At 67.8% G+C, this 25586-nt stretch carries 28 protein-coding genes; 16 read left to right on the forward strand and 12 right to left on the reverse strand.

Annotated elements, in window-relative coordinates:
• Positions 1-2 precede the first annotated feature (2 nt).
• Positions 3-218, reverse strand: coding sequence for an Arc family DNA-binding protein (locus AQY21_RS08305; RefSeq protein WP_058097231.1), 216 nt, complete (start codon positions 216-218; stop codon positions 3-5).
• Between the two features lie 86 nt (positions 219-304).
• On the opposite strand from AQY21_RS08305, the gene AQY21_RS08310 reads away from it, so the two are divergent.
• Positions 305-733, forward strand: a complete 429-nt coding sequence (locus AQY21_RS08310) for an Arc family DNA-binding protein (RefSeq protein ID WP_082658039.1) — start codon at positions 305-307, stop codon at positions 731-733.
• Positions 734-1172: 439 nt separating this feature from the next.
• Here the strand turns inward: AQY21_RS08310 and AQY21_RS08320 are convergent, their stop codons facing one another.
• The 10 genes from AQY21_RS08320 to AQY21_RS28990 form a co-directional block, all read right to left on the reverse strand.
• On the reverse strand, positions 1173-1679 hold the full coding sequence (locus tag AQY21_RS08320; protein WP_058097234.1) for a hypothetical protein: 507 nt from the start codon (positions 1677-1679) through the stop codon (positions 1173-1175).
• Positions 1679-2011, reverse strand: a complete 333-nt coding sequence (locus tag AQY21_RS08325) for a phage head closure protein (protein ID WP_058097235.1) — start codon at positions 2009-2011, stop codon at positions 1679-1681. The genes AQY21_RS08320 and AQY21_RS08325 overlap by 1 nt, the downstream gene beginning before the upstream one ends.
• On the reverse strand, positions 2011-3072 hold the full coding sequence (locus AQY21_RS08330; protein ID WP_058097236.1) for a hypothetical protein: 1062 nt from the start codon (positions 3070-3072) through the stop codon (positions 2011-2013). The genes AQY21_RS08325 and AQY21_RS08330 overlap by 1 nt, the downstream gene beginning before the upstream one ends.
• Before the next feature lies 1 nt (position 3073).
• A complete protein-coding gene (locus AQY21_RS08335) occupies positions 3074-3625 on the reverse strand; it encodes an HK97 family phage prohead protease (protein WP_058097237.1) in 552 nt (183 codons plus the stop codon).
• Positions 3625-4860 carry a phage major capsid protein gene (locus AQY21_RS08340; protein ID WP_058097238.1) on the reverse strand — a complete coding sequence of 412 codons (1236 nt, stop codon included), beginning with the start codon at positions 4858-4860 and terminating at the stop codon, positions 3625-3627. The genes AQY21_RS08335 and AQY21_RS08340 overlap by 1 nt, the downstream gene beginning before the upstream one ends.
• An 8-nt stretch (positions 4861-4868) precedes the next feature.
• Positions 4869-5201 carry an HNH endonuclease gene (locus tag AQY21_RS08345; RefSeq protein WP_082658044.1) on the reverse strand — a complete coding sequence of 111 codons (333 nt, stop codon included), beginning with the start codon at positions 5199-5201 and terminating at the stop codon, positions 4869-4871.
• Positions 5198-6847, reverse strand: a complete 1650-nt coding sequence (locus AQY21_RS08350) for a terminase large subunit domain-containing protein (protein WP_203416457.1) — start codon at positions 6845-6847, stop codon at positions 5198-5200. The genes AQY21_RS08345 and AQY21_RS08350 overlap by 4 nt, the downstream gene beginning before the upstream one ends.
• A 429-nt stretch (positions 6848-7276) precedes the next feature.
• Positions 7277-7516 (reverse strand): hypothetical protein, encoded by a 240-nt coding sequence (locus tag AQY21_RS08355; RefSeq protein ID WP_028710965.1) that lies wholly within the window; start codon positions 7514-7516, stop codon positions 7277-7279.
• Positions 7513-8046: a hypothetical protein gene (locus AQY21_RS08360; RefSeq protein WP_058097241.1), complete on the reverse strand. Its 534-nt coding sequence runs from the start codon at positions 8044-8046 to the stop codon at positions 7513-7515. The genes AQY21_RS08355 and AQY21_RS08360 overlap by 4 nt, the downstream gene beginning before the upstream one ends.
• A complete protein-coding gene (locus AQY21_RS28990) occupies positions 8043-8342 on the reverse strand; it encodes a hypothetical protein (RefSeq protein ID WP_058097242.1) in 300 nt (99 codons plus the stop codon). The genes AQY21_RS08360 and AQY21_RS28990 overlap by 4 nt, the downstream gene beginning before the upstream one ends.
• A gap of 83 nt (positions 8343-8425) precedes the next feature.
• Here AQY21_RS28990 and AQY21_RS08370 point away from each other — a divergent pair, with 83 nt between their 5' ends.
• The 11 genes from AQY21_RS08370 to kynU all read left to right on the forward strand — a co-directional run bounded on the left by AQY21_RS08370 (position 8426) and on the right by kynU (position 18427).
• Positions 8426-8926, forward strand: a complete 501-nt coding sequence (locus AQY21_RS08370) for a MotA/TolQ/ExbB proton channel family protein (protein WP_058097243.1) — start codon at positions 8426-8428, stop codon at positions 8924-8926.
• Positions 8923-9195, forward strand: a complete 273-nt coding sequence (locus AQY21_RS08375; RefSeq protein WP_058097244.1) for a hypothetical protein — start codon at positions 8923-8925, stop codon at positions 9193-9195. The genes AQY21_RS08370 and AQY21_RS08375 overlap by 4 nt, the downstream gene beginning before the upstream one ends.
• The gene (locus AQY21_RS08380; RefSeq protein WP_058097245.1) at positions 9192-11279 is read left to right on the forward strand and encodes a flagellar biosynthesis protein FlhA; all 2088 of its coding nucleotides are present in this window, start codon (positions 9192-9194) and stop codon (positions 11277-11279) included. The genes AQY21_RS08375 and AQY21_RS08380 overlap by 4 nt, the downstream gene beginning before the upstream one ends.
• Entirely contained in the window at positions 11276-12034 is a 759-nt protein-coding gene (locus tag AQY21_RS08385; RefSeq protein WP_058097246.1) for a flagellar biosynthetic protein FliR, read from the forward strand. The genes AQY21_RS08380 and AQY21_RS08385 overlap by 4 nt, the downstream gene beginning before the upstream one ends.
• Complete coding sequence (flhB, locus tag AQY21_RS08390; protein WP_058097247.1) at positions 12031-13137, forward strand: flagellar type III secretion system protein FlhB; 1107 nt, start codon at positions 12031-12033, stop codon at positions 13135-13137. Before AQY21_RS08385 ends, flhB begins: the two co-directional genes overlap by 4 nt.
• Positions 13134-13520 (forward strand): hypothetical protein, encoded by a 387-nt coding sequence (locus AQY21_RS08395; RefSeq protein ID WP_058097248.1) that lies wholly within the window; start codon positions 13134-13136, stop codon positions 13518-13520. The genes flhB and AQY21_RS08395 overlap by 4 nt, the downstream gene beginning before the upstream one ends.
• A gap of 874 nt (positions 13521-14394) precedes the next feature.
• The gene (locus AQY21_RS08400) at positions 14395-15039 is read left to right on the forward strand and encodes a TetR/AcrR family transcriptional regulator (protein WP_058097249.1); all 645 of its coding nucleotides are present in this window, start codon (positions 14395-14397) and stop codon (positions 15037-15039) included.
• Between the two features lie 120 nt (positions 15040-15159).
• Entirely contained in the window at positions 15160-15498 is a 339-nt protein-coding gene (locus AQY21_RS08405; RefSeq protein ID WP_024842717.1) for a hypothetical protein, read from the forward strand.
• A gap of 27 nt (positions 15499-15525) precedes the next feature.
• Positions 15526-15789 (forward strand): I78 family peptidase inhibitor, encoded by a 264-nt coding sequence (locus AQY21_RS08410; protein WP_238986723.1) that lies wholly within the window; start codon positions 15526-15528, stop codon positions 15787-15789.
• A gap of 347 nt (positions 15790-16136) precedes the next feature.
• Complete coding sequence (locus AQY21_RS08415; RefSeq protein WP_058097251.1) at positions 16137-17165, forward strand: substrate-binding domain-containing protein; 1029 nt, start codon at positions 16137-16139, stop codon at positions 17163-17165.
• 17 nt (positions 17166-17182) lie between these two features.
• Entirely contained in the window at positions 17183-18427 is a 1245-nt protein-coding gene (gene kynU, locus AQY21_RS08420) for a kynureninase (protein ID WP_058097252.1), read from the forward strand.
• Positions 18428-18431: 4 nt separating this feature from the next.
• On the opposite strand, the gene AQY21_RS08425 is transcribed toward kynU, so the two are convergent.
• On the reverse strand, positions 18432-19205 hold the full coding sequence (locus tag AQY21_RS08425) for a DeoR/GlpR family DNA-binding transcription regulator (protein ID WP_058097253.1): 774 nt from the start codon (positions 19203-19205) through the stop codon (positions 18432-18434).
• Positions 19206-19391: 186 nt separating this feature from the next.
• Here AQY21_RS08425 and glpK point away from each other — a divergent pair, with 186 nt between their 5' ends.
• From glpK to AQY21_RS08445, 4 genes are all read left to right on the forward strand, one after another.
• Positions 19392-20879: a glycerol kinase GlpK gene (glpK, locus tag AQY21_RS08430; RefSeq protein ID WP_058097254.1), complete on the forward strand. Its 1488-nt coding sequence runs from the start codon at positions 19392-19394 to the stop codon at positions 20877-20879.
• On the forward strand, positions 20876-22009 hold the full coding sequence (locus AQY21_RS08435) for an iron-containing alcohol dehydrogenase (RefSeq protein ID WP_058097255.1): 1134 nt from the start codon (positions 20876-20878) through the stop codon (positions 22007-22009). Before glpK ends, AQY21_RS08435 begins: the two co-directional genes overlap by 4 nt.
• Positions 22010-22209: 200 nt before the next feature.
• Positions 22210-24990: a patatin-like protein gene (locus AQY21_RS08440; protein WP_058097256.1), complete on the forward strand. Its 2781-nt coding sequence runs from the start codon at positions 22210-22212 to the stop codon at positions 24988-24990.
• Between the two features lie 232 nt (positions 24991-25222).
• The coding region (locus AQY21_RS08445) for a tetrahydrofolate dehydrogenase/cyclohydrolase catalytic domain-containing protein (RefSeq protein ID WP_304438415.1) at positions 25223-25586 on the forward strand (364 nt) is incomplete at its 3' end.

Here is a 25586-nt window from a genome sequence, read left to right on the forward strand (position 1 = left end):
GTTTAGGATTGCTTGAGACCGTCAGGGTGGCCGCCCTGGCGGTCTTGCTCGTTTCCGGCATCCCAGCCGATGGCCTTCCGCAGGTGAAAAACAATCTCTGCGTTCATCGACCGTTCATTCTGGGACGCCAGCACCTTGATCCGGTCCCGCATCCCGTCCGGAAGACGAATGATGAACCGATCAAGCTGGCCGCTAGGGTAGTCTTCTCGTTTCTTCAAAACCGACTCCTATCCGTTGGGTATGCAGGGACGCTACCCGTTGGATAGGTCTTGCGTCAATCTCAAAATACATCCAATGGGTATGAATGGCTGAAGAATCGACCCGTGCTTGGAAAGATCAGTATATGCTCCGCCTTCCGGACGGGATGCGGGACCGGATCAAGGCTGTTGCCGAGGCGAACAACCGCAGCATGAACGCCGAGATTGTCGCAACGCTTGAGGAAAAATATCCCGCACCGAAGCCGGAAAGCCGCCTGATATCGCGGCTACATCACCTTATCGACATATTCGATGACACTGTGATGAGTGACAAACTGTCGAATGAACGGCGCGAGCATATGCTTTCGCTGTTCAAGGATTCGATCGTGGATGTCATTGACCGCATGACGGAAGACGAATTAGCGCGCGTCCGGGCAGAGACGTCCTTTCCTGGCGAGCTTGACCAATTCGAGGACTGGCCTCCGCAACGCTGGCGCTCTGGCGGAACCGGCGATGCCATGGGCGGGCGAAGCTAGCCCTTCCTGCGCCTTCGCAGCTCATCCCGACAGGCCCGCGAACAGGTCACTTGCTCGATCCGGTGCGGCTTGAACACCGCCTGGCAGACCGGGCAGGTCTTGGGGTGCCGCTTGCGCCGGCTGGCCGCATAGCAGGGATGGGCACAGAATTTCCCGAAGCCTCGGAAGGTCTTGCCGCAATGCTGACAGGTCCGCCGCGTCTTCTGCATGTCTGCCTGCGCACGGCTCTGGCAAGGCTTGCTGCAATAGATCACGTCGCCGCGCGCCTCGGCCGGGATCGGGCCGCTGCACCACAGGCATGTGCGACCCTGCCGCGCCGCAATGCGTTCGGCCCGTGCCTGGGCGGTTTGCGCGGCCTGACGACAGGTCTTGCTGCAATACATGCGGTTCGCGGATGAACCTTCCGGCAACGGCCCGCCGCAATATTCACACTCGGCCGTCAGTCCGAATTGACCGCCATATGCACCGCCTGATCCTCCGACGCCTGCCGCATCCTCGTCATCCAGTTCGCATGGCTGGTGTTGCATAGCCGGCTGCAAAACTTGTAGTGCCCCTCGGGCAAGGGCTTGTGGCAGCGAACGCAGCGCGTCCGCTCGATCAGGGTTCCCGCTTCGATAGTCCATTCCGGCTGTCCTTCATACCAGTCGGGCCGCTCGGCCCCCACGCTGTTGAACACCTCGGCCATCAGGTCGCGCGCCATCAGGTCGGCCGAGGTCCAGCCCCAGCCTTGCAGGCAGAAATCGGCGCGCAGCCCCGCCCGCAGCGGCCCCTCAAGGCCGAAGATGGATGCCGTCTCGCCCGCCTCGAAAGCCAGGCGCACCAGCGCGGCCAGATCCTTGACCATGGCGTGAAACCGGCCGGCGCCGACGCGGCCGCGCAGGGCATCGCGTTCTCGGTTCCTTTCCCGGCGCAGCCGCCTTTTCATCTCGGGGGACATGACAAGCATCAGCGCGCCTCCGCCAGCATCTCAAGAAACGCGCGGTCTTGGCTTTCTCTCGGGTTTTCCTTGATCGCGTAGGTTCGCCCGTCGATTCTGGCTTTCCATTCGCTGGTGATGAGGCGGGTGTTCTCGCTGGCCCGAACCGTGATGATCGCCGGGTTCTTCGCTTCAATCCGGGCATGCATGACTTCCTCCCCGCCGCGCAACGGCAGGACATGCGCCCAGAGCGTGAATTGCGGATCATACCCTTGGATAATCCTCCCGTTCGCATCCACTTCCTTGCGCGGTTTCAGGAACTCGGCCCGGTTCGTCAGGCTATATGCGCCGTTCCTGCCCATCAGTCTGCCCAATCGATGAATTGCAGCGCATCCTTGACGGTGGCCGGGTCAAGCCCCGCCTCTTTCGCCTGCGCCATGGCCTGAAGCATCGCCGACAGTGCCCGCGCCTTGCCGCCGTGGTCATAAGCCTGCATCGGCCGCACCACGTCGATGGCGACGGGCGCGCCCAGCTTTTCGGTCGCTTCCTCGGCCATCAGGTTGACGATGGGTTGCAGCACCAGCTGCGCCAGGTGGCGCTGCGCCTCGCGCACCAGCGGGCCGGTGGTGGCCGGGTTGGTCAGGCCGGGCAGGATGCCGAATACGTTGTAAATCTCGCCCTTGGCCTCGGTCAGAAGCTTGTCGGCCAGCGTCTTGTCGAGCTGAGGCGAAAGCTGATCAGGCGACTGGCCGATGTTCGGGTTCATGCCGGCGGCCGTCGCCTGGGCGGTGCCCTCGATGACCAAGGACGCACCCCGGTTGCCTCGGAAGCTGCGGCGCATCAGGTCCATGTCTTCGGCCGAGCCCTCGGGAACCGGGATGATCTGTGAACCGATGGGCGCATCGCGGAACACGTCGCGCAGCGCCATGGTGATTTCGTCCAGCAGGGACGCCGACAGCTTGGCGCGGGCCAGCGGTGCCGATCCGGCCCATGGGGTGACGGCATCGCAGCCGATGCGGAAATGCAGCACCTCGGGCGCCAGCACGGTTTCCGACCGCCCGCCGCCGATCTCGGGCAGGCCGAGGCGATAGGCGCGCGGCTGGCCGTAGCGGGTGGACAAGGCCCAATCGGTGGCCGGGATCAGCCGGTCGCGGATCAGGAACAGGCATTCCCCCCGCAAGGCCAGTGCGCGGGCGCAGATCGCCATGCTGCGCCGGTCCAGCAGATCAGTGCCGGTCACGTCCGCCAGCGACAGCCCGCTTTCCCAGAGGCTGACCGAGGCCTGCACGGCCGAGGTCAGTTCGGCCAGGCCGGAGCCGCCGGCAATCCAGGCCTCGCGCGCCGCCATCAGCGCGGCGGTATAGCCCGGCTGCACGGCGCGGGTTTCGACCGGCTTGCGGCGGAAAAAATCCATCAGCCCCATGTCAGAGCCTCCAACGGTTCAGGTGATGCGTGACGATGCGTTCCGCGTCATCGCCCACGGGCTGCCATTCCCGCGCCTCGATCTGGGCTTGCGAATAGGCCGGCCGGGTGACGGCCGAGACCTCGAACAGGTCCGCCGCCGTGATGGTGCGCAGCGTCCCGGCCGCGCGCCGCTCGATCCGTTCGCCGCCGCGCTGGACGCGGAAACCGGGCGACAGGCCACGGATCAGGCCCGAGGCATGAGCGGCAAGGAAGTCCCGCGCCCAGCTGGTCTGGCCGTCAATCGTGGCCTCGATCTCCAATGCGGCATCGGTGTCTCGCAGCTGCAAGGTGCCGGCCGCGCGCGATGCCAGCGGGCGGTTGAAGTCATGGCCGGCCAGCAGGTGGATATCCTCGCCCCGCTCGATCCGGTCTGCGAAGGCGCGGGCGGCGATGACCTCATACCGCCCGGCTGCCAGTTCGGTTTCCGCGCCATAAGGGAACGTCGCCCGAAGGCGGGTTGCCCCGCCCTCGCTGCGCAGTTCCAGCGCCCCGAGCGACGCCCCCCACAGCATCAGGGTTCCCCGATGCCGGTCAGGATGCGGGTCTGCATCCCACGCGGCACGGTGAAATCGGCCGTGACCAGTGCCGTCAGCACCAGCTGGCCCGATTGCGCCTTGGTGTAGGGATCGCGGATCAGGTCCACGCCGCCATAGATGCCGAGATAGCCCGGCGCGATGCCCTGCACGGTCGCGGTCAGGATCGCGGTCTCAAGGGGGATCACATTGCTGATCGCCGGGATGGCAATGTGCTTGGTCAGGCGGTCCCATTCCGAAACGGCGGTGCCGGTGATCAGCGCATCATCCAGCTCGGCCCAGATCGCCGGGCCGAAACCCAGATTGACTTGGGCAGCCGAGGTGATCGCGTTGGCCTGCATGAAGGCCACCACCTGCGCCCGGAATGCCGCCCAGGTCGCAGCCGCGCCAACGGCGGTCGAGGCAATGCCATAGGTCGCCGCGCCGGGGATCATGCCCAGAGGCTGGCCGGCCGCGCCGGAACCGTTCACCACCACGCGGTCAAGCTCGGTGCCGATCACCGCGTTCAGGTCGCGGCGGATGGCCGATTCCAGCCCTTCGCCAGCCTGTTTCAGCGCCTTGCGGCTGATGACCATCTGCGCCCCGCCGGTCTGGTCGGGGTTCAGGCTGCGTTCCGAGGTCTGGTATTCCGAGGCCGCGCCGACATTGCCCAGCTCGGTGGTCTGCCAGCCGAACACCGCGCCGGCGGTCGCAACCGGGAATTCCAGCTCGCCCGAGGTGATGTTGATCGACTGGACGCCGAGGCGCGAAGCCACCGAAGCCGGGAACAGCCGGTCGATTACCGGGCGGATGGTTTTCGGGTTGATCTGGTCGGCCGCGACGGTTTCGCCAGCGCGGGTTTCCAGAGCCGCCAGCGGGACCGGGACGCCCTGATAGCCGCCCTTGCTGCGCAGTTCGTCCACGACTTCCTTGGTCGCGCCCGACAGCGCCCGCCCTTCGTCGATGGCAAGCGCAACTTGGCGCAGTTCGAAGCGGCCGACCAGTTCGGCATATTCCCGGTCCGACCGGGTTTCCAGATCGGCCCCGGCCTCGCGGCGCTCGGTATCTTCCGCGATCAGGGCGGCACGATACCGGGTTTCGTTGGCGCGATATTCCGCGTCCAGCGTCTCCATGGAGCGGGTTTCGTCCTCGGTCGGGCTGTCCTTGCCCACCAGACCCGCCAGAGCCTGCCGGATTTCCGACTGGCGACGGGCGATTTTGACACTATCCAGCATGTGATACCTCATGTTGCCGGGTTTGGGTTCGTCGCCAGATCGGCAACGGCTTGCGCCCAGGCATCGCGCTCGGGCGACCGGATCGGCGCGGGGTGGCCGCATTCGATCCGGGTTTTCTTGGTGTGGCAGGAGCTGCACCGCGTGGCGCAGTTGGCCGGGTCGAAGGCCAGTTCGGGATTGCTGCGCACCGGCTTGATGTGGTCGATTTCCAGCCGGCCGCGCTTGGTGCCGCAATCGACGCAGGCCCATCCGTCGCGTTCCAGCACGATCTGGCGCAGCACCTGCCAGCGTTTGGTTTTCAGGACGGGCCGGGAATGGCGCCGCCATTGGTCGCGCTTCATGCCCATGCCGCCCTCGCTTTCCGGGTCGGTGCGGCCTGCATCCGCGCGCCCTGGGCAACCGCCAGCACCGAAGCCGCTGCCGCGTCGATGCGGCCGAGGGCGCGGCCCTTCGCGAGCTTGGCGTTGCCGGCCGGATCGATCAGGGTCACGGCATCCGCGAAGGCGAAGCGCAGCAGCAGCGACGGCACGACCTTCACGTCGCCGTCGAACAGCGCCCGGCGGAACCGCTCGATATCCTCGGCCCCGTCCTTCCAGCCGAAGCCGCGCCAGATGAACGGGACGCGGGCGAGGCCGGCGCCGTTCATGGCCTCGGCAAATTCGGCATGGCGGAAACGGTCGCCGACGATGCAGGCGGGCTGGATACCGTCCAGCTGTCGCACGATCTCGGCCAGCCACGGGCCGGGCGGAACCGTGTTCTCGCCCATGACCGACAATTCGCCGCGCTCGTGCATTTCGACATAGCGATGGGCGACGGCATCGGCCGCGCCGCGATCCGCCAGCGACGGGAAGGCCGGGAAGGTGCCGAGGGCTTCCAGCCGTCCGGTTTCCGGCCAGTAGAACGCCGCCGCCGACATGGAGCGCGAGCCGCCCAGATCCACGCCGAGAATACAGATGCCTTCGCGGGGCGGCAGATCCTCGGGCGCGACCTCGGCCGAAAGCCATTCGTCCACCGTGACCAGCACCGACCGATTCTCGATCGACACGCGCTCGTTGCGGTTCAGGTTGCGGAAGCTGGACAGGGCCGCGCCGCCGCGGGCGATGGCGGTCTTTGCCGCCGACAGCAGCCATTCCGGGGTCGAGCCGATGCCCTCGGCCGCGCCGGGGTTCGCCAGCAGCAGGCTTTCCAGATCGTCGGCCGGCAGGCCGAAGGGCGGGCGATGCTCCTGGACGTAAGAACCGGGCGGCGGTTCATCCAGCCAGCGGGAAAAGGTGTTGGTGTCGTCGGGGGCCGAGGTCGAGATGATCAGCGCCCGGCCGTCGCGTTTGCCGAGGCCCGAGAGAATGGCGTTTTCGAGGTTGTCGCCCTTCTCGCGTTCCCAGGCGGCGCGTTCGTCCATGATCGCCAGCGTCGGGGCACCGCCGAGAATGGACTTGCCGTCAGCGGCGATGCAGCGCGCCAGCCCGCCGCCATTGCCGCCGAATTCGATCTCCAGCTTGGAGCCGCGCCGGATGGTGAACTGTGCCTGATCCGATTCCGGCAGGCCGTTGATGTAGCCCAGCACGAAATTGAAGGCGATGCGCGCCTGGTCACGGTTGCGGGCCGCGAAGATGATCTCGCGGTTCGGCTGCGGATCGTCCTGAAGCGCGCCGACCAGCTCGGCCAATGCGAGGCCCGCCGAAAGCGCGGTCTTGGCATTGCCGCGCCCGATGGACAGGACGCCGACCGTCACCCCCTTGGAAAAGGACCCTTTCACGAATTTTTTCTGGAAATTCGCCAGTTTGAGCGGTTTTCCGGCCTTTTTGCCCTCGGGAACGCGCAACAGGCCCAAAAACTGGATCGCCCGCATCGACGGCGATTTTCCCCGGATTTTTTCCAAAAGTGAGAGCGGAACACTCCGCCGCCGGTCCCCCGGCAAAACCGAAGTCTGGGCATTGGGACCATGCCCGAACAGGTCGCGCGCCGCGCCTTCCGTTCCCGTGATCATCTCTTTGCCTTCTCGCATCTAAGCTCTTGTTCCTGTTCTTCTCTTGTCCCTGCCCATCGGTTCAGACCCCGAGCGACGGTCAGGAAGCGGGTTAAAGGCCGGGGTTCAGAACCCAGCGTTCCCGCCCTGACCGCCGCGATCTTGACCTGCCCATTCGGACGAGCCCGTCGCTTAGGTCAGACCTGCCTTTCCCTCGGCCCGGTCCGCTCTCCCATGTTCGCCGCCGTGAGGGTGGCAGCGGGTTCCTGGGGCTTGGAGAGACCGCCGAAGCGGGATAGCTGCCCCTGCGGATTTCCACCGCACCGTGCGACTGTCGCCGCGCCGGTTTGCGCCTGAACCGTTCCGTCTGCTGCGCTTTAAGCCGCCGCGCATCGCTAACCCGTGAAAGCTCCACGGCGGCCGAGGCCCGCGCCATGCGGGCCGGTATGTTCAATCCTCGATCAGGTCAGGTTCATCCTCCCTGGCGACGGGTGGCAGCTCTGCCACCAGGCGGCGCATGACGGCCAACTGCCGATGGCTGGGCATCCAGCCCGGACGCTTGCGCGCCCTCTGGATCGACAGGGCAAACCCCCGCGCCCATTCGTCGGTGGCGTCCGCAATAACGCGGCGCCACCGGAACAGCAGCTGGTCAATGTCGGGATCGCCCGTGTATCCTCGCTCCGCGCTCATGCCCGCACCCCGCGATAGCGGCCGAGGATCCGGGCGAAGTGGGGCGACAGGCTGACGGCCTGCTTATCGACCGCGCCCCTGGTGTCGTAATAGACCGACACCTGGTCCAGCATCGCCTTGCGCAGATCGCCGGGAATGTCGCCGGCTGCATCACCGAACCCCGCGACATACTCGATGACGATTCCCCCCCGCGGCCTGGACCCGCTCAATCGAAGCGCGGGGCGCCGGCCGGTCATCACCGCATAGTCGTCGAACGCTTCCCCGTCCGCGGTGACGGTCACGGTTGACCAGTCCAGGAGCGGCGCTATCGGCAGGTTGAAGCTCATGGCGCGCGGCCAGCACGGCAAGGTGACGCGGATTGTCTGATTGATCAGCGCGATCTGCCCGTAATCCTCGGCTTCGCGCGCCACCGCATCAATCGCATTGACGAAATCGGCGTTGTCATCATCGAACAGGACGCGCGTATGGTTCTTGGCCTCTGTCAGGTCCAGCACCGGCTCGGGCGACCTCGAAATCCGCTCGACGTTCATGCCGCCTCCTCCCCGCTGACATGCGACAGGAAGGCCACCTGATCGGCCGGGGGCAGTGCCTCGTAGCAGGCCAGCGCATAGGCCTTGCGCTCGGCCGTGCTGGCCCAGCTGGCCCATTCCCGCGCCTCGGTCATAAGGCCGTAAGGGTTCGGGATCGGATGGCCGGGCGACAGATGGGCGTGAATGATTTCGAGGAAACGCGCCGCGTCAGCGCCGCAGTTCAGCGCGGCATTGATCAGGTGACGGGCCGCGATCTGGCGCCGGGCATTTTCCTCGATCCGGTCGAGGAAGATCACCGCGTAGTCATGCGCCGGCCGGAACGTCGAGTGTCCCGAACGCTCTTCTAAGCTATTGACCTGCAAGGGGCTGATTTTGCCCGATGTGTCCCTTTCGCTTCCTTGATTTTCAAGGAAACTTTCGAGACTGTCGCAGTTCCTATCAGGTCGAGGAGATGCTTTCGCAGCGCATCGGCCTGATGAACGAGGAGGCCATGCATGCGCCGCATGCGTTGCAGAACATGGCGGACGCCTTGCCCGCCTTGGGAATCGTCGCCGCGGTCCTGGGCGTGATCAAGACCATGAGTTCGATCGATCAGCCGCCCGAGGTGCTGGGCAAGATGATCGGCGGCGCCCTGGTCGGGACGTTCCTGGGCGTGTTCCTGGCCTATGCGATCGTCGCCCCCTTCGCCCAGCGGCTTGGGGCGGTGACGAAGCAGGACCAGGCCTTTTACGACGTGATCAAATCCGTCCTGGTGGCCGGCCTGCATCAGCATGCGACCAATCTTTGCGTCGAGGTGGGCCGGCAATCCGCGCCCGATCATGTCCGCCCCTCGTTCGGCGACCTCGAGAACGCGCTGCGCGAGTTGAAGAGGGCGTCGTGATCGCGGTGCTGATTCTGTCCGCCGCGCTGGCCGCCGAACCTGCCGGGGACGCGGCGCCGACCCGCGACGGCATGATCCGCGATGCGACCGAGCGGCTGCTTTATGGCGAGCCGCTGCCGGCGGACCTTGAGGACCGGTTGATGCGGCTGGCGCCGCCCGACCGGATCGAGGTGCTGATCTTTCTCAGGCGGTCGGGCATGCTGGCCGGCCCGGCCTGGACCACCGAGCGCCTGCTTGCACCCGCAAGAATTCAAGGAGCCCAGGAATGACCATGGCCGAGACGACCTCGGGTGCCGGCCGGGCGGCGCGGCCGCTGGTCATTACCGGGATTCTGCTGCTGATCGTGCTGTCCATGGTGATCCCCATGCCGGCGCGGCTGCTGGATCTGGGAATCGCGCTGTCCATCGCCAGCGCGACCCTGATCCTGGTGATGGCCTCGCTGGTGGAAAAGCCCACCGATTTCCAGGCTTTCCCGGTCCTGCTGCTGGTCTCGCTGCTGATCCGGCTGTCGCTCAACATCTCATCGACCCGGCTGATCCTGACCGATGGCCAGAACGGCACCGCCGCCGCCGGCCATGTCATCGAGGCCTTCGCCGAGTTCGTGGCCGGCGGCTCGCTTCTGGTGGGGCTGACGGTCTTTGCCGTGATCACGGTGGTGAACTTCATGGTCATCACCAAGGGCTCGGGGCGCATGGCCGAGGTCTCGGCCCGTTTCGCGCTGGATTCCCTGCCCGGCAAGCAGTTGGCCATCGACGGCGACCTGAACTCGGGGGCCATCGACCATGACGAGGCCAAGCGCCGCCGTGCCCGCGAACAGCGCGAGATCAGCTTTTTCGGCTCGCTTGATGGGGCGTCGAAATTCGTCAAGGGCGATGCCATCGCCGGCCTGGTCATCACGCTGATCAACCTGTTCGTCGGCCTAGCCGCTGGCGTGCTTGTGCATGGCATGCCGGTGGGGGAGGCGATGACCACCTACTCCAAGCTGACCATCGGCGACGGGCTGGTCAGTCAGGTTCCGGCGCTGATCACCTCGATGGCCGCGGCCCTGCTGCTGTCCCGGGGCGGCGCGACCGAGACCACCGCCGATCTTCTGTCGCAGCAATTCCTCAGCAACTGGCAGGTACCCTTCATCTGTGCGGTCGGGATGCTGTTCATCGGGCTGGTCCCAGGCATGCCGACACTGGTTTTTTTCGGCCTGGCTGCGGTGCTGGGCGTGGCGGCCTGGTTCATTCGCGCCCGGCAGGAAACGGCCTGCCCGGAGGATGTTGCCGCGGCAGAACCCCAACTCGCCGCTTCGGCGCAGACCCGCATCGGCGACGTGCTGGATACCGATGAGATCTGCGTCGAGATCGGCGCCGGCCTGATCCTCAGTGCGCTGGATCCGGTGCGCGGGCTGGGCCAGCGCATCACCAATCTGCGGCTGCATGTCGCCCGCGCCTATGGTCTGATCCTGCCCGATGTCCGCATCACCGACGGCACCGGCTTCCAGGAGGGCGAATATGTCATCCGGGTGCAGGGCGTGGTGCGCGGCAAGGGTGTCCTGCGGCCGCATGGGGTGCTGGCGCTCGGCGGGGAAACCACGCTCGAGGGACTGGATGGCGAAAGCGTGCGTGAGCCGGTCTATGGCAGCGCCGCGCGCTGGATCGCGTCGGAATGGCAGGACGAGGCGGCGATCGCCGGCGCCACCGTCGTTACCCCGATGGAGGTTCTGTCCACTCACCTGATGGAGGTGGTCAAGACCAATCTGCCCGCACTTCTGACCATGTCCTCGATGCAGCGCATGATCCGCGAGCTGTGCAGCGTTTCGGACGAGCACCGTGCCCAGCTCAACCAGCGCTTCTTCGACAGCATGGTGCCGGACAAGGTGACGCCCGAACTGCTGCTGGCTGTTCTGCGCGGCTTGCTGGAGGAGCGGATCTCGATCCGCAACCTGGTGCTGATTACCGATGCGGTGCATGAGGCGCGTAGCGCCGCCACTCCCGAGGCCGTCTATGAACAGGTCCGCAAGCGCCTGCGCGGCCAGATCACCGAGCAGTTCCTGGACCTGGAAGGCCGTCTCGAACTGTTGCAACTGCATCCGCAATGGGAGGCCGAGATCGCCCGCGCCGAAGCCGAGGGCACCAGGGCGGGGGCCGGCGCCATCCCGCAGATCCAGAAACGGCTGATCGATGCCGTGCAGGCCACCCTGGGCGAACTGCCCCCCGGGCTGGAGGTGGTTCTGGCGGTGGCCGATCACCGCCGGCGCTTGGTGCGGATGATGCTGTCTTCGGCGGGGATCGCGACGCCGGTTCTGGGGCTGGACGAGATCGATCCGGCCGCACAAGTCCGGCTGCGGGGAGTGGTCGGCCCATGACCCAGTGGCTCGCGGATCCGCGCATGGCGACCATGCTGGTCGCGCTGCTGCTGACCTATTGCCGGGTGCAGGCCTGCTTCCTGATGCTGCCGGTTCTGTCCGAGCGCGCCATGCCGGTCAGGATACGCGCGGGGCTGGCCATGGCGGTCACCCCCCTGCTGGCGGAGCAGGCGCGAGCCGTAGGCGAAATCGACGGCTTGCTGCAACTCGCCGCCCTGGCGGGGGCCGAGATCCTGTCGGGCCTGGTGCTGGGCGGGCTGGTGCGGCTGTTTGCCGTTGCGCTGGACATTGCGGCGACGGCCATGGCCGCCACCGCATCGTTGTCGCAGCTGGTCGGCGGCGCCAATGAATATTCCCCGCATCCGATCGGCAACCTGCTGCATCTGGCCGGGTTGGCCGTCCTGATGGCTCTGGGGTTTCCTGTGCTTGCCTGCGATCTCTTGCGCGAAAGCCTGGTGCTGCGGCCCCTTGGGGACTGGCCGCAGATTTCCCAGCTTTTGCCCAGCGCGGTTGCGCTGGTCCGGCAGAGCTTTGTTCTGGCCATGCTGCTGGCGGCCCCGTTCATCCTGGGCGGTTTCCTGTTCCAGGTTCTCTCGGGCATGATCAGCAAGGTCATGCCCACCCTGCCGGTGATGTTCATCACCGCGCCCGGCGCCATCCTGCTGGCGTTGCTGGCGCTGGCCGTGCTGGCGCCCTCGATCCTCTCGGTCTGGGCCGATGCGGTGCTGGACAGGATGGGAGCGCTGCTGCGATGAGCCAGGAAAGCAGCGATGACAAGCAATTCGACGCCACCGAAAGCAAGCTGCGCAAGGCGCGGCAGGAAGGCGACGTCCCGCGCTCGACCGAGCTGCAATCGGCGCTGATGTATCTGGGCTTCTGGTTCGCGGCGCTGTTCGCCACGGCCTGGGCCGCGCCGGCATGGATCGCCATGGCGGCGCGCGCGCTGGGCGGGGAGCCATGGCCCGATGCCGAAGGGCGCGCCGTCACCGACCTGGCGCGCGCCCTGGCGGGGCAGGCCGGGTTGGCGACCCTGGCCGGCGTCGCGATCATGGCGTTGCCGATCCTGCTTGGCATGGTGGCGCAACGTTCGATCGTGCTGACGCCCAAGAAGCTGCTGCCCGATTTCAAGCGCATCAATCCGGCCAAGAATGCCGCGCAGAAGTTCGGGAAGAGCGGGCTGGTCACCTTTGCCATCTCGCTGGGCAAGGCGCTGCTGGTCGGCCTGGGGGGCTGGTTTCTCTACGTCTCGCTTCTGTCCTGGCTGATGGCCTCGGGGGCCATGCAGGATCTGCAATGGGTCGAGGGGCTGGGGCTGATCCTGCGCCGGGCGGTGCTCTTGGCGCTGGGGATCGGCGCGGTTTTCGCCGTTATCGACCTGATCTGGAAGCGGCTCGAATACCTGAAGCGACACCGCATGTCGCGGCAGGAGATGCAGGACGAACACAAGGAAAACGAGGGCGACCCGCATCTGAAGGCGGCGCGCCGGCAAAAGGGCGTGGACATCGTTCTCAGCACCATGCTGGCCGATGTCCAGAAGGCCGATGTCATTATCGTCAACCCGACGCATTACGCCGTGGCGCTCGAATGGAAGCGCGGCAGCGGCCGGGCTCCGGTCTGCCTGGCGAAAGGGGTCGACGAGGTTGCGCGCCGCATCCGCGAACGTGCCCAGGACCATCGGGTGCCGATCTGGTCCGATCCGCCCTGCGCCCGCGCGCTGCATGCGACGGTCGAGATCGGGCAGGAGATCAAGGCCGAACATTTCGCCCCGGTCGCCGCCGCCATCCGCTTTGCCGAGGCGATGCGCAAGAAGGCCCGCGAGGGCTGGGGCGGCTTGCCCCGCCGCAAGGAGAGGACATGAGGCGCGACCCCGATGCGCTGGCCAGACTGGAGCGGATAGCCCGATTGAAGGCGGATATGGAGCTGCGCCGGCTGGCCGCGTTTCGCGCGCATGTCGAGGCGGCGCGTCACCGCATCGACCAGCTCGAAGCCGAACTGGAGACGATCTATCGCTCGGATCGGCCGTTCTCGATTGCCGAGGCGCGACTGACCAATGCCCTGGCCGGTGAGCGGAGTCGGGCTCTGCTGGCCGCCGAGGAGGAACTGGCCCGGCTCCTGCCCGGCTATGAATTGGCCCGGCAGGCCGCCGCGCGCGAATTCGGCCGCGGCGAGGCCGTGCATGCGCTGCGCCAGAATCTGATCGCACGGCGGCGGCAGGACCGGCTGCGACGAGGCGGCGGGTGACGGCACAGGCGCGCAGCGAATGGCGCGGTGGGCGACATGGCATGCCCGGCGGCGGATGCCGGACGGGACGGGTGGCCGTCGCCACTCAGGCGGTTTCGGCGCCGGCCAGCCGCAGTCGGTCGAAAGAACGCGGCCATCGGATGGATATCTGTCCTGGCCAGCATGGGATGGTGGCGCCTGCATCTGTCGGTGGCGATCTTGCCGCGCCTGCATCGAAGGGCGCTGCGGGGGCCCGGACCGCCGGGCGACCGGCGCTGCCTTGCGCGGCAGGTTTGTCGGGGGGTTATACTTTTTCGGCATAACCGCCTCGTGTGATCCGGGGATCGGAGGCCGCAACTCCGTCCCGCCGGCCGTGGCGGTCCGGCCGTGGCCGTCCGGCTTCCGATCGGGGGGGCGGGGGGCCCGTGCCGAATCGCGACCGGTGCTGCCGTCTTTTTTGTTGCCGGCGGAACCGCCGAGTTGGTCGTCCCCCGTCACGGCGCGGCTATGGGCGGCCGAATCACGGAAACGGCATGTCTGCCCGGCGGGATTTCGCGGGCTTGGTTCCCCCGGCTCAGCATCATTGCGGCGGCGCGGATGCAATGCGCATCGCCGCGGTTCATAAGCAAAAGCAGCGATTTCCCAGGCTTTTCGCCGCCCGCGTCATGGGGCCGTCCGGGGGCCGGCGATTCCCCATTGCTCCGCCGGGAGGGCTGGGGCAATCAAGTAGGCGAAATTTAGACATATTGGGCTTCACATCGCGCAGAGGCTTTGCAAAGAATCCGGTTTGCTTTATGAACGGGACAGCGCGATTTGCGGCAGCGTTACGGTATCTGTGTTTTGTCCTGCGGGCCTCGCGGGGCAAGTTAAGGAGTAGTGAGGGGGGGTGTTGCGGATGCCTAAGGCTCTTCCGGTAACGCGCGGTCGCAAATTCCTACAGGTGCTGGAGGGCGCCCGGACGATATTTCTGCGCGATGGGTTCGAAGGGGCAAGTGTCGATGACATCGCCCGCGAGGCGAGCGTGTCCAAGGCGACGCTTTACAGCTATTTCCCCGACAAGCGCGTCATGTTCATGGAAGTCTTCCGCAACGAGCTTGCGCGCGAGGCCGCCGATGCCAGCGCCCTGATCGAGGTCGAGCTGCCGGTCGAACAGGTGCTGCCCTTCATCGTCCAGATCATTTCGGCGCATATGATTTCGGAATTCGGGCTGCGCATTTTCCGGGTCAGCGTGGGCGAGGCGGAACGTTTCCCCTCGCTCGCGCAGGAATATTACGAAGCCGGGCCGGCGCTGCTGCGCCAGCAACTCATCGGCTATTTCGAACGCTGCGTCCAGCGTGGCGAATTGCGCATTCCCGATCTGGAACTGGCTGCCGATCAGCTTATCGAACTGGCCGGGGTCACCATTCACGACCGCGCGCTGTTCCTGGGCCCGCAATCGGTGGACAAGGAGCTTTTGCGCAAGGTGAACCGCAGCGCGGTGGCCATGTTCCTGGCCTGCTACGGCAACGGCCGAAATGCGCTGATCGAAGCGGCCGAATAGGCGCAATCCGGCGCGGTTTCGCTGCAACGCCGGGCCTTATTCATCGCCGGGCCGCTTCTCATTTTCCAGCCGCACCCTTATGATGCCGCGCCAGAAATTCCCTCACTGGATGATTGCCCGATGACCCGAGCCCTGATCGCGCTTCTTGCTCTTGCCCCCCTTGCCGCTTGCGCCCCGGCCTATGCGCCGGCGCCCGAGCCGGTCCCGGCCGTCGCGCCGCTGCCGCCCGTGCCGGTGGCCGGTGTCAGCGGGCTGGAATCGCGCGAGCCCGACGCCTGCCATGCCAAGAACTATGTCTCGGCCCTGGGCCAGCCTGGCAGCATCATTCCCACCCTGGGCGTGACCCGCGACTATCGCGTCGTCGAATATCGCGGCATCGAGCCGCAGGAATACGATCCGCTGCGCATCGTCTTCCGGCTGGATGCGGCAGGCAATATCTACAATATCGATTGCGGCTGACGGATGCGGTGGATCGGACGAATCCTGATGCTCGCGCCGCTTTGCGCGCTTGCCGCCTGTGCCGAGGCGCCGCCCCCGGCATCGGCACCCCAGCCCGGGGCCGATAGCTGCAATGCCGCGTCGTTCCGCGGTCTGGTCGGCCAGCCGCGCGAGGTGCTGGACAGGATGACCTTGCCTGCCGGCACCCGCATCATCGGTCCGCGCGACGCGGTGACGATGGACTTCAGCCCCGGCCGGCTGAATTTCGAGATCGGCGAGAACGGCCGGATCGCCAAGATCGGCTGTTATTGACACGCATGGCCGCGGCGGCGGATCGCCGCGCCCATATGCGGCGGGCTTGCGGCATGACGAGGTCCCAGGCCGCCCGCCCTGGCGGTTTTGGGACAGGGACACGCCCCATTCCCCGCCCGCCTTTCGCGGTATCCGTCACGGTATGGCGGCCGTTCCGGCTGGGCCGCATCCGGCTTGACCCGTCCCATGCGCCGGCCGTATCGGCCGATCCGGCGAGGGCCGTGCCCTGCCTCGCGCCCTGGCCGGGATCGCGGCTATGGACCGGCTGGGGCGGATGTTCTAGACATTTCCCGGGGCAAGCGGACGGCCGGGCGCCGGTCCGAGAGGTTTCCGGAGGAGCTGGGGAATTGGCCACGCTGAAGGATGTCGCGCGCGCCGCCGGGCTGTCGATCACCCAGACCAGCCGGGCGCTGAACGATCATTCCGACGTGAACGAGATGACGCGCAAGCGGGTCAAGGCCGTGGCGCGGTCGCTGAACTATCAGGCCAACATCTCGGCGCGCAAGCTGGTGACCGGCCGCTCGGGCATGGTGGCGCTGGTGGTGCCGCAATCGACCAATCTGGCCCAGGACGGACTGTTCATCGAGGGCGTCGCCGGGCTGTCGGCGCAGTTCTCGGGCCGCGGCATGCAGTTCGTGCTGCATGTCATGCGCCAGCAGGAGCCGATCATCGAGGTTTACAAGCGCCTGATCGGCAATGGCGTGCTGGACGGGTTCGTGCTGTTCAGCCCGTCGGACGACGACCCGCGGGCGGCCTTCCTGCGGGAAAACGATATCCCCTTCGTCGTGCATGGCCGCATCGGCCCGGCGCCCGACCACGCCTATTTCGACATCGAGAACGAGGGCATCCTGTATCAGATGGCCAGCCATCTGACCGGGCTGGGCCATCGCCGCATCGCGCTGATCAACGGCCGGCAGGGGCTCAGCTTCGCCTCGGCCCGGCTGCGCGGTTATCGCCGGGCGCTGGAGCAGGCCGGCATCGCATTCGATCCGGCGCTGACCCGGCATGGCGAGATGACCGAGGCGCTGGGGCTGGTCTCGACCGTCGAGATGTTCCGCCTGGGCGGTCCGCCGCCGACCGCCATCCTCTGTAGCCATGTCCATATCGCCAAGGGGGTTTACAAGGCGCTGGAGGCGCTGGACCTGGGGATTCCCGGCGATGTCTCGGTCATGGCGCATGACGACCACCTGCCGGCGCTGCGGGCCTCGGCCTTCTTCCCGGCGCTCAGCGTCACCAAGGCGCCGCTGCGCGACAGTTGGGAGCCCCTGGCCGACTGCCTCGCCGGCCTGCTGGAGGGCCGGCCGCTCAAGGAATTGCAGCGCGTCGGCCCGCATGAGCTCATCATCCGCAACTCGACCGGCCCGGCGCCGGAATGAACAGCCAAGGACAAGCCATGACCCTTCCCGACCGTGCCGCGATCGAGGCGATGGACGCGCAGGACCCGCTGCGCCACCTGCGCGACGCCTTCATCCTGTCCCCGGACGAGGTCTATCTGGACGGCAATTCCCTGGGCGTCCCGACCCGCGCCGCGCAGGAGGAGTTGCTGCGCGCCGCCCGCGACGAATGGGGCGGCGAATTGATCCGCAGCTGGAACGGCGCTGGCTGGTTCGACCTGCCCATCGAACTGGGGAACCGCATCGGAAGGCTGATCGGCGCCGCGCCCGGGCAGGTGGTGGTGGCGGATACCACCTCGGTCAACATCTACAAGGCGCTGCATGCCGCCATGGGGCTGCGGCCGGGGCGCAAGACCATCGTCGCGGAAAGCGGCAGTTTTCCGACCGATCTCTATATCGCCGAGGGCGTGGTCTCGACCCTGCCCGGCGCGCAGTTGCGGCTGGAGGGCGTGGACGGCGCGACCATCGAGGAGATGTTGGACGCCGATGTCGCCGCCGTGCTGGTCAACCATGTGAACTACAAGACCGGCGAGCTGCGCGACATGGCCGCGCTGACCGCCCGTATCCACGCGGCGGGCGCCGTCGCCGTCTGGGATCTGTGCCACTCGGCGGGCGCGCTGCCGGTGGAACTGGACGCGGCCGGGGCGGATTTCGCCGTCGGCTGCACCTATAAATACCTGAACGGCGGGCCGGGCTCGCCGGCCTTCGTCTATGTCGCCCGCCGGCATCTGGGGCAGGCGCGCCAGCCGCTCAGCGGCTGGTGGGGGCATGCCCGGCCCTTTGCCTTCGAGACGGGCTACGAGGGCGATCCCGGCATCCGCCGCTTTCAATGCGGCACCCAGCCGATCCTGTCGATGCGGGCGCTGAAGGGCGCGCTGGCGATCTGGGATGGCGTGGACATGGCTCTGCTGCGGGCGAAAAGCCTGGCCCTGACCGACCTGTTCATCCGGCTGGTCGAGGCGCGTTGTGCCGGCCTGGGGCTGGAGCTGGAAAGCCCGCGCGACGGCGCCCGGCGCGGCAGCCAGGTCGCCTGGCGCCACGATCATGCCTGGCCGGTGATGCAGGCGCTGATCGCGCGCGGGGTGATCGGCGATTTCCGCGCGCCTTCGACGCTGCGTTTCGGCTTTGCCCCGCTCTACCTGCGCCATGTCGATGTGCTGCACGCGGTCGAGGCGCTGGAGGACGTGCTGCGCAGCGAAAGCTGGCGCGATCCGCGCTTCGCCATGCGCGCCGCGGTGACCTGAGGCGCTATCCGCCCGCCGGCGGGCAGAGCCGCACCTCGGTGCGCCATTCCGCGCAATGCCGGGCCAGTTCCTCGGGCAGGGGCTGGTCGGTGAAGATGGCGTCCATTTCGGACAGGCTGGCGATGCGGGCGGGCGCGGGGCGGCCGATCTTGGAATGGTCGGTGACCAGAAAGGTCCGGCGCGACTGGCGCAGGATGGCGCGGCTGACCCGCACCTCGGCCAGGTCGAAATCCAGCAGGTCTCCGTCATGGTCCAGGGCCGAGGTGCCGATGACCGCGTAATCCACCTTGAACTGCTCGAAGAACTGAGTGGTCAGTTCCCCCACCAGCCCGCCGTCCGAACGGCGCAGCGCGCCGCCCGCCACCATGATCTCGCAACCCGGATTGGCCAGCAGGATATTGGCGACGTTCATGTTGTTGGTGACGACGGTGATGTTGGAATGGTGGATCAGCGCCCGGGCCACCGCCTCGGTCGTGGTGCCCAGGTTCAGGATCAGGCTGCAATTGTCGGGGATTTCCGCCGCGCAGGCCGCGCCGATGGCCGCCTTGGCCTCGGCATTCATGCGCCGCCGCGCCTCGTAGCCCAGGTTGACCGCGCCGGCGCGCGGCACCGCCCCGCCATGGACGCGGTCCAACAGGCCCGCCCCCGCCATCTCGCCCAGGTCGCGGCGGATCGTCTGCAAGGTCACGTCGAAGCGTTGCGCCAGATCCTCGACCAGCACCCGCCCCTCGGCGCGGGCAAGCTCGAGGATCTCGTTCTGGCGTATGCTGAGGGCCACGGGGCGCGCTCCATCGGCTGGACCGCGATCACTTTATGCGATCCGGCCCGGCGCGCAAGCGTTCCTTGTGGGTCCGGGGGCCGGCGGCGATGTTCGTATCCCGGCGATCCGCCCGCAAACGAAAGCCGCTTGACCGGCTGCGGGCCGCGGTGCAGCCTGCGGGGCACCGCAAGACAGCAGGCCGCCATGACCCATATCCTTGCCATCGACCAGGGCACGACCTCGTCCCGCGCGATCCTGTTCGATGCGGGATTGCGCGTCGTGGCCAGCGCCCAGCACGAATTCCCGCAGCATTTCCCCTCCTCCGGCTGGGTGGAGCACGACCCCTCGGACCTTTGGGTCAGCGTGGCGGGCGTGGCGCGGGCGGCGGTGGAAAAGGCGGGGATCGGGCCCGCCGACATCGCCGCCATCGGCATCACCAACCAGCGCGAGACCACGCTGCTCTGGGACCGCAAGACCGGCCAGCCGCTGCACCGCGCCATCGTCTGGCAGGACCGCCGCACCGCCGATCTCTGCGACCGGCTGAAGGCCGAGGGCCACGAGCCGATGATCGCCGCCCGCACCGGGCTGCTGCTCGACCCGTATTTCTCGGGCTCCAAGCTGAAATGGCTGCTCGACAATATCGACGGCGCCCGCGCGCGCGCCAAGCGCGGCGAGCTGGCCTTCGGCACCGTGGACAGCTGGCTGATCTGGAACCTGACCGGCGGCCGCACCCATGCCACCGACGCCACCAACGCCGCCCGCACCCTGCTTTACAACATCGCCGAGAACCGCTGGGACGAGGAGATCTGCGCGCTCTTCGACATCCCCATGCAGCTTCTGCCCGAGGTGCGCGACTGTGCCGCCGATTTCGGCACCACCCGCGCCGACTTGTTCGGGCGCGAGATCCCGATCCTTGGCGTTGCCGGCGACCAGCAGGCGGCGACAGTGGGCCAGGCCTGTTTCGCGCCGGGGATGATGAAATCAACCTATGGCACCGGCTGCTTCGCGCTGCTGAACACCGGCTCCGAGATGGTCGTTTCGAAGAACCGGCTGCTGACCACCGTCGCCTATCGGCTGGCGGGCCGCACGACCTATGCGCTGGAGGGCTCGATCTTCATCGCCGGCGCGGTGGTGCAATGGCTGCGCGACGGGCTGGGGATCATCCGCTCGGCGGCCGAGACCCAGGGTCTGGCCGAGGCGGCGGATCCGGGGCAGGAGCTGGTTCTGGTGCCGGCCTTCACCGGGCTGGGGGCGCCCTATTGGCGGCCGGAATGCCGGGGCGCGGTCTTCGGGCTGACGCGGAACTCGGGGCCTGCGGAGCTGGCGCGGGCAGCGCTGGAGAGCGTGGGTTTCCAGACCCGCGACCTGTGGGAGGCGATGCGGGCGGACTGGCCCGGCGCGGCCGAGGGCGTGCTGCGGGTCGATGGCGGCATGGCGGCGAGCGGCTGGACGATGCAGTTCCTGGCCGACATCCTGGGCGCGCCGGTGGACCGTCCGGTGGTGACCGAGACGACGGCGCTTGGCGCGGGCTATCTGGCGGGGCTGCAAGCGGGGCTATGCCCACCGCCCGAGGAGTTCGCCCGCGCCTGGGCTTTGGAGCGCCGCTTCGAGCCCGCAATGGCCGAGGATGCGCGCGAGGCGCGATACGCCAGGTGGAAAAAGGCCGTGGACGCCACCATGGGGGTGGTATGAGCGCGTTTGCCTTTGCCCTGCCGGGCCGGGTGATCTTTGGCCGCGGCGAGGCGCAGAAGGCTCCGGCGCTGATCCGTGCCCATGGGCGGCGCGGCGTGCTGGTGCATGGCGCCGACCCGGCCCGCGCCACTTGGCTGCTCGACGCGCTGCGCGCCGAGGGCGCCGAGCTGCTGACCGTCGCCTGCGGGGCCGAGCCGACCCTGCCCATGCTGGAGGCGGCGCTGGCAGAGACCAAGGGCTTCGGTGCCGATTGGGTGGCGGCGCTTGGCGGCGGCGCGGCGCTGGACCTGGGCAAGGCGCTGGCGGCGCTGATCCCGGCGCCGGGCGGCATCATGGACCATCTGGAGGTGGTGGGCCGCGGCCTGCCGCTGGCCGTGCCGCCCTTGCCCTATGTCGCGCTTCCGACCACGGCCGGCACCGGGGCCGAGGCGACGCGGAACGCGGTGATCGGCCTGCCCGAGCATGGCCGCAAGGTCTCGATCCGCGACGAGCGCATGCTGCCGCGCCTGGCCATCGTCGATCCGGCGCTGACCGACCATTGCCCGCGCGCGGTGACGCTGGCCTCGGGCCTCGACGCGCTGGCGCAGGTGATCGAGCCCTATGTCTCGGCCCGCGCCACGCCCTTCACCGATGCGCTGACCCGCCCCGCCATCGCACCGGGATTGCGGGCGCTGGTGCGTCTGATGCAGGCCGAGGACCCGCAGGCGCGCGACCGCATGGCCTGGGTCAGCCTGTCGGGCGGTATCGCGCTGGCCAATGGCGGGCTGGGCGCGGTGCATGGGCTGGCCGGCGTGATCGGCGGCGTGACGCCTGCCGCGCATGGCGCGATCTGCGGCGCGCTGCTGGGGCCGGTGCTGGCGATGAATCGCACCCATGCCCCCGATCCCGCCCGCCTCCACGAGGTCTGCGGCGAGATCGCGGACGTTCTGGGCTGCGCCGCGGCCGAGGCGCCGCGGCGGCTGGCCGGCTGGGCGCGCGAGGCGGGGCTGCCGGGCCTGACCGGGCAAGGGCTCGACCCGGCGCGGCATCAGGCGGTGGCCGAGGCCTCGCTGGCCAGTTCCTCGATGAAGGGCAACCCCTTCGCCGCCACGATCCCGCAGCTCCGCGAGGTGCTGCGCGAGGCGGGCTGACGGGCAGCCCGCCCCCCGCATCCGCGCCGGGCCGGGGTCTCGGCGCTTCTGTCCGCGACGCCTTTCAGGAGTTGGCCTTGGACGACCGGCCACCTGTCTGGCGGCAGCATTTCCCACAAGACAAATTGGGCGATTCCGCTTAGGCTTCTGAAAAGGCGGGGTTCCTGGCGACGGCCGGTCGGCGTGATCTGGGGGGCGGAATGGTCGAACGGGCTACGGGTGAGGTGCGCTTCGCGGTCGTCCTATACGGCGGCGTGTCGCTGGCAATCTACATGAACGGCATCGCGCAGGAGTTGCTGCGCATGGTGCGCGGCAGTTCGGACCTGCCGGACGAGGAGCTGACCCCGGGCGAGCTGATCTATCGCCGGTTGTCGCGGGAACTTGCCGGCCCGCGCGGCGGGCGCAAGCGGTTCGTGATCGACGTCATCTCGGGCACCTCGGCGGGCGGGATCAACGGCGTGGCGCTCGCCAAGGCGTTGGTTGCGGGGGCCCGCGATATCGACATCCTGCGCGAGGCATGGACGGACAAGGCCGATATCGGCCAGCTGCTCAACGACCGGCAGGGCATCGCCGGCCGCCTGCGCCCGACCGAATCGCTGCTCGACGGCGGCCACATGTTCCAGGTTCTGCACGACACGCTGGCCCGGCTGACCGGCGACGGCCGGCCGCTGGCCGAGACGGTGGACCTGTTCGTCACCGCGACCGACCTGCGCGGCCGGCAGGCGCCGATCCACCTGACCGGCGCGCGGCTGGATGAAAGGGTTCATCGCAAGGTGTTCCATTTCGCCTATGACGGGGCGGGGCGCAACGATTTCGCCCCGGGAAACGAGGCGATGCTGGCCTTTGCCGCGCGCTGCACCTCGTCCTTTCCGGTGGCCTTTCCGCCGATGCGCTTTGCCGACATGCCGGCCGCGGCGCAGGATGCCCGCTTCGCCCGCTTCTTCGACCACGACCCGGATTATGCCGGCCGGCTGTTCGCCGATGGCGGCTATCTGGACAACCGGCCCTTCAGCTATGCGACCGCGCTGATCCCCTCGCGCCCGACCACCCTGCCGGGCGAGCGCAAGCTTCTGTTCATCGACCCCTTCCCCGAGGCGCCCCCGCAGCCCGGACAGGCGCCCGAGCCGGTGGATTTCCTGCAAAACGCCCAACTCGCGCTGACCGGCCTGCCGCGCTACGAGGTGATCCGTGACGACATCCGTGCCATCGCCCGCATGAACCGGCGGCTGGAGCGGCTGGGCGCCTTGCAGAACCGCTGGCGCGAGGACCAGCGCCGGGTCGAGGCGGCCGGGCGCAGGATGCGGCAAAGGCGCAAGCCGGCCGACCTGGACCGGATGGACCTGGCCGAGCTGATGACCGGCGCCTTTCAATATCCGCAGAACTACCCGCTTTATCACCACCTGCGGGTCTATGGCACCACCGACGGGCTGTCGGCGATCGTGGCCGGGCTGGCGGGATATGAGCCGGATTCGGAGGTGGCGCTGTATCTGCGCCAGATCCTGCGCGCCTGGCGCGACGAGAATTTCAGCGCCTATCACGCCGAGGGGCGCGAGACCGAGAACGCCTTTCTGTCGCGTTACGACCTGGATTTCCGGCTGCGCCGGCTGATCCACCTGCGCGCCCATATCGACGAGGCGCTGGACCGGCGCGAGCGCATTCAGGGCGAAAAGGTCGCGCTGCACCTGCCGCCGGAACTGCTGGCGCCCCTGCGCGACCGGATCGAGGAGGAACTGGCAGCCATGCGCCGCCTCGCCAGCCCCGACAGCAGCCAGGCCCAGACCCTGCTGGCCGGCGCCGAGATCCTTCGGCTGGAGGGGCTGATCTCGGCCGAATGCAGCGCGGTGATGAAGCTCGCGACGCTCGACCAGCGCTATGGCAAGGCGCGCGAGATCTATCTCGGCACGGATATCAAGGCGCTGGTGGACAAGGCGCTGGCCAAGCTGGGCCGGGACATGCGCGCCGCCTTCGACGCCAGCAGCGCCCGCATCCGCGCCGACCTGGCCGCGCCCGAGTTGAAGCCGCTGCTGGACGTCTATGACGATTTCCACTGGCACGACGTGATGACCTATCCCTTCCTGGAGGGCTTGGAGCTTCAGGAACATTCGCAGGTCGAGGTGTTCCGCGTCAGCCCCGCCGACAGCGGGCTGAACCCGCGGCCCGACAAGCTGGCCGGCATCGCCGTCGGCGCCTTCGGCGGTTTCCTGAACCGCGACTGGCGCGAGCATGACATCCTCTGGGGTCGGCTGGACGGGGCCGAGCGCATCGTCGCCGCGCTGATGTCCGACCGCCCCGAGACCGAGCGCGCCGCCTGGACGCAGGAGATCCAGAACCAGATCCTGCGCGAGGAATACGGCGAAACCGCCGGGCAGGCCCGCCGGCTGGCGCTGCTCAAGGCCAAGCTGCGCGATGCCCGCATCGATGAGGACGCCTTCGAGGAAACTGCCGCCCAGGCGCTGGGGGTCAAGGATGCCGCCGAGCTGGACCTGCGGCGTTTCGGCACACATTACAAGGATCTGAAGCCCATCGGCCCGCGCCCGCCCGAGATCGCGGGCTGGAGCAGCCGCGGCATGGCGATCCTGTCGCGCATGATCGACGATTTGCCCGACAACGGCATCCTGCGCATGCTCGGCACCCGGGCGGCGGTGGCGCTGCGGGCCGGGGGCGGGCTGATCTCGGGTTTTGCGCGCTTCGCCATGCCGGGCAGCTATTGGCGGATGCTGGCGGACAAGATGCTGTTCCTGGCCATGCTGGCGGGGCTTCTGGTGGTGCTGCTCTCGCCATGGCTGGGGGCGGCGGCTGCCAGGATCGGCTGGCTGCTGCTGGCGGTCGCGGTCGCGATCTGGCTGTTGCTCTACAGCTTCGGGCGCTGGCTGCGCGGCCGGGACAGCCTGCCGCAGGCGCTGCGCTGGCTGCTGATCTTCGTCGCGCTGGCGCTGATGGGCGTGGGGCTGGCGACTGTCGCAGATCACCTGTTTCGCTGACGCAGCCGGTGCGGGGCCGCGTCGCAAAACGACTTCGCCTTGTCGCTATAAAGCCTGACCTTTGTGCCGCCCGGTTGGAAAAAGGCGTCAATGGGGATAGAGGCGAAACCGGGACGCGCAAGCTCGCCGTGAAACGGGGTTTGCACATGCCGGTGCCTGCGCTATCCGCGAGCGGGGCGGCCGGCCGATGTCGTCTGCGACACGGATGCGGAATGCGAAGGAGAATGGGCCTATGGGGGCAAGGATCATCGACGGCAAGGCTTTTGCGTCCGGGCTTCGGGCTCGGGTTGCCGAGCATGTGGGTCGGCTGGTGGCCGATCACGGGATCACCCCCGGTCTTGCGGTTGTTCTGGTGGGCGAGGACCCTGCGTCGCAGGTCTATGTGCGCAACAAGGGCGTCCAGACCCGCGAGGCCGGCATGGCGAGCTTCGAGCACAAGCTGCCGGCCGAGACGGCGCAGGCCGAACTCATGGCGCTGATCGCCCGGCTGAATGCCGACCCGAGCGTCCATGGCATCCTGGTGCAGCTGCCGCTGCCCGGGCACATGGACGCCGATGCGGTGATCAACGCCATCGACCCGAAAAAGGACGTGGACG

This window comes from Paracoccus sp. MKU1, assembly GCF_001447385.1.
Classification (GTDB): Bacteria; Pseudomonadota; Alphaproteobacteria; order Rhodobacterales; family Rhodobacteraceae; genus Paracoccus.